Consider the following 2781-nt stretch of genomic DNA (forward strand, 5'->3'; position numbering starts at 1 on the left):
CGAAAGGAACCAGAGCGCAAACAACGCCAATCCGATTACCATCTGAACTGGACGGCCCCGCGACTAGGGCACGCCATGAATAACCATGCTGCCGATGATGCTGGCAACCACCCTCGACAGCAACTTTTCCGGCCTTGGCCATCACCAACAAAGGCGGCTTTGCAGCCAAGTCCGATGCCAAGGCCCTTGCACTGAGCCCGCCAAAAATGAAGACGGCCTTGGCCATTAACGCAGAGCTTTTAACGCAGAGCTTTGCGGCAATTTTGTAGCCGCGAAGCGGTGGAGAAATTGTCCGACAAGAGCGACTTGTTATGCGCTGGTAGTTACTGACACATGGCATTAATGCTGCTCTCAAAGCCAGGGAACTCAGCCTTTGCAGATGCAACGATTGCGCTTGCGCTTGCGCTTGCGCTTGCGCTTGCGCTTGCGCTTGCGCTCCTGGAGGGTGTTGTAGAGTTCTGCTCAGCAAAATATGCAAACTCTGGGTTTTTCGGCCTTCCGTCATTGAGATAGCTAACTGCCTCGTATGGGCCATAGCCGCTAGCAAGAACCCACAGATAGTCAGAGAAATTTGAGGCTATTATGCCAAGTTCGCCCTCCGATCCGAAGAATACGATTGGCTGAGAGAGAAGATCCGCGTTATTGCGGATGCACCAAATAGCTGCATAACCTCCAGTTCCGTCTTGCCCGAACACAAGATAGGCGTCTGTATTTGCCTGAGGGTTTCCGTCCAGGCACTGAGCCACTCATTGGTTTCTTCTTCGGAAAGAAACTCGGTGTAGGGCTCAAAATCAATGCCTTCGCCATCAAGATAATTGAACTCCAATTCATGGAGCTTTTTTAATACATCGGGGAATGCTTGTCCGGTAACTTGCATATGGCCTCTGGTTAAGTGAGCGCATAACGCTGAGGTAACCGGCGCCGGTCGAGTAGGCCCTGGGAACCACCCCCAAAGCCTCTCACAGAACCGTACGTGAACCTCTCGATTCATACGGCTCTTGTTATCCAACCATTGCCCTTGATCCTGCCCAGTGAGCAAATAGATCCGGCCGTCGCCGACGCAGTCCATTCACTCTCCGGGCAGCCTGTAACAGACCTCTGAGTTTCCGATACTTCCCTAATGCCCACCGGCTCAACCTCAGATCGAAATGAAACAGCACATTCCGAATGTAGCTGCGGCCAAACAGGCTATAGTACTGCATCCAGCCTCGGAGGCGGGACTGACAGAATCGAGCGAACTGCCCGAGTTCTTTCTGTCGCCACCATTTCCAGGGCCACTCGTTGATCTGCTTGCGGATCTCTTTCGCTGCACTCTGGCTGATGGCCGCCGTGAAGTAGACTTTCTTTTGTCCCAACCGGTTGCGGATCAGCCGCGGTCGGAAGGTGTGACCCAGAAAATCAAACGCGATCTCCGGGTAGTCCCGCCGGTTGTACTCGCTCTTACAATACACAATCTTTGTCTTGCGGGGATGGAGCGTCAAGCCACACGCTGTGAATCGTGCCTCAAGGACCGATTTCAGTGCTTGAGCTTCCCGTTCACTGGAACAATGGCATACGATATCGTCCGCATAGCGTTCGAACTGGATGCCACCCCAGCGCTTCTCCACCCAGCGATCAAAGACGTAGTGCAGGAACAGGTTTGCCAGTAAGGGACTGATCACACCGCCTTGCGGCGTGCCCCGATCGCGTTCCTCCACGGAACCATCCGCCAACTGAACCGGCGCGCTTAGCCAGCGCCGGATGTACAGCTTCTGCCAGTCCTCGGTCACATGACGATCCACGGCCTTCATTAACAGGTTGTGGTCGATGTTGTCGAAGAAGCCTTGAATGTCCATATCCAGCACCCAGGCTTTCTTCCAGCACCGGGCCTGAGTCTGTTTCAGCGCATCGTGCGCTGACTTTCCCGGGCGGTAGCCGTAAGAGTCCGGGTGGAAGTGTTGTTCCAGTTCCGGTTCAATCAGCAGCTTGACCACCATCTGCGCAATGCGGTCGGCAACCGTTGGGATGCCGAGACGACGGGTTGCCCCATCCGCCTTTTCGATCTCCACGCGCAAAACCGGTGGTGGATGATAGCTTCCTGAGGACAAACGGTTCCAAAGCTTGTAAAGGTTATTGCTGAGGTCACCATCAAAGTCTTCCAGACTCTGATGATCTACCCCGGCGCTACCTTTGTTGGCTCGAACCCGCTTGTAGGCCTGATAGACCAAGGCCTTCGGGATGGTAAATGGTTTTGCCTGACCCTGACGGCTCCTCCCGGAATTCGGTTGGCCATCTGGATCCGACGGGATAACTTGCCCCCTTCGCTCCACACCCATTACAGGTGTTTCCACACTACTACGGGCCAATCCGTCCCTGTGTCCTGCATCGGTACTCTCGCCTCGCGGGATCTCCACTTGTGCTTCTCCCTTAACATCAGGACGACAGGTTCTCATGTTCCATACTCAAGCCTGTACCCAGGTCATGCCGCCTCAAGACCGGCTGCCGCTGTGTCCGTTGTGCCAGCTCACGTCACAGCTCATCCCGGGGAGACGCTCGGTCCCCGGTTCTGACAACATCTGTCTACATTTCGACCCCTCATCGGCGGTTCACTTTCGTTCATCTCCTTGGGTACGTACCTGACCGCTCTTGACGGCCTTTTCCCATGTCGCTCACGACCCGCACTCTTAATGCAAGCCGCACAGGGCGGTTTGATCCCGGTGTCTGGTCACCGAGACCGAGGGGCCTTCCCTCATCTTGAGTACAGCAAGAAAGACTGAAGTCTTTCGTCATGACACACGAGCG

General features: G+C 54.9%; 3 protein-coding genes. 1 reads left to right on the forward strand and 2 read right to left on the reverse strand.

Annotated features, from left to right (window positions below):
- Positions 1 to 134: 134 nt before the first annotated feature.
- Positions 135 to 269 carry a hypothetical protein gene (locus C7H09_RS20395; RefSeq protein WP_276309311.1) on the forward strand — a complete coding sequence of 45 codons (135 nt, stop codon included), beginning with the start codon at positions 135 to 137 and terminating at the stop codon, positions 267 to 269.
- Between the two features lie 311 nt (positions 270 to 580).
- Here the strand turns inward: C7H09_RS20395 and C7H09_RS19960 are convergent, their stop codons facing one another.
- Positions 581 to 877 (reverse strand): hypothetical protein, encoded by a 297-nt coding sequence (locus C7H09_RS19960; protein ID WP_206074292.1) that lies wholly within the window; start codon positions 875 to 877, stop codon positions 581 to 583.
- A 124-nt stretch (positions 878 to 1001) separates the two neighbouring features.
- Positions 1002 to 2330, reverse strand: coding sequence for a group II intron reverse transcriptase/maturase (ltrA, locus tag C7H09_RS08195; protein ID WP_240616512.1), 1329 nt, complete (start codon positions 2328 to 2330; stop codon positions 1002 to 1004).
- Positions 2331 to 2781 lie beyond the last annotated feature (451 nt).

Source organism: Marinobacter fuscus (assembly GCF_003007675.1).
GTDB lineage: Bacteria > Pseudomonadota > Gammaproteobacteria > Pseudomonadales > Oleiphilaceae > Marinobacter > Marinobacter fuscus.

What these genes read in the sequence shown, in the direction of transcription:
- C7H09_RS19960 (WP_206074292.1), bottom strand. Translation starts at nt 877, where the DNA reads ATGCAAGTTACCGGACAAGCATTCCCCGATGTATTAAAAAAGCTCCAT.